A 969-nucleotide genomic window follows, 5' to 3' on the forward strand; every position below is an offset into this window, starting at 1 on the left:
CGCCCCACCAGCGGTCACCACTGTGCCCACCGCACCCCCGGTAACCATGTCCATCCCCGACGCCGCGCAGACCGCCGGACTCCTCCTCGCCCGCGTCGACGCGGGAGTCCTCACCGTCACCGAAACCGCCCGAGTCTCCGCCACCGTCTGGGTCGTCCTCGGCGCCGACCGACTCAAAAACCTGAGCATCGTCTGGCGAGCCGCGCAGCGCACCGGCGACCAGGACATCCGCCGCATGATCACCCTTGCGCGGCGGTGGTGCCTGCGAAGGCGTCGCCGATGGCGTCGCCCAGCGGGGACGGTGGGCGACGCCATCGCCGACGCCTTCGCAGGCATCACCGCCGCCACCTCCACCAGCCTCACCCAGGCCGCGAAAACCGCCGCCCGCGCCGCCGAGGACGCAGCCCGCGCGAACGCCACCCGCGCCGCGAAGGACGTCTTCTCCGACCCCAACGGCACCCGCACATCCGGCGCGACCACCACCGAGTTTGCCGGACAGCGCCCACCCACCCCGACCGAGCAGGCCGCCGCTCGCCGCCTCGCCCGCGCGTTGCGCGCCGCCGGCTACCGCGAACGCGCCGCCACCACCCTCACCAGCGCCTTCCCTCCCGGCCGGCTCCACATGCGCGGCGCCCTCGCCGCCGACGCGCAACGCGCAGCCGGAGCCATCCCCACCGCCCAGCCGTTCACCCGCACCCGACGCCGCACCACCCCCACACCCCCGCTGCGCATCGCGATCGCCACCGACGTCTCCGGCACCATGCGCGCCTTCGCCGACCCCGTCGCCTCCACCGCCTGGATCCTCGCCACCGCCGCCCGCCATGTCCCCGACACCACCGCCGCCACCGTCATCTTCGTCCCCTACCCTGGAACTCCCGGCTGCGTCCCTCCTCACCCCGCCACCGTCGGGACGCCCAACCGCCTCACCGTGCACCGGCTGCTGCAGCCGCCCCGCCCGACGCTGCGCCC

The 969-nt window shown here is 75.2% G+C and carries 1 pseudogene; it reads left to right on the top strand.

Going from position 1 to position 969, the window contains the following annotated elements:
* Positions 1-46: 46 nt before the first annotated feature.
* Positions 47-969 (top strand): annotated as a pseudogene (locus C1A33_RS26395) (hypothetical protein); the annotation flags it as partial.

This window comes from Frankia canadensis, assembly GCF_900197875.1.
Classification (GTDB): Bacteria; Actinomycetota; Actinomycetes; order Frankiales; family Frankiaceae; genus Frankia; species Frankia canadensis.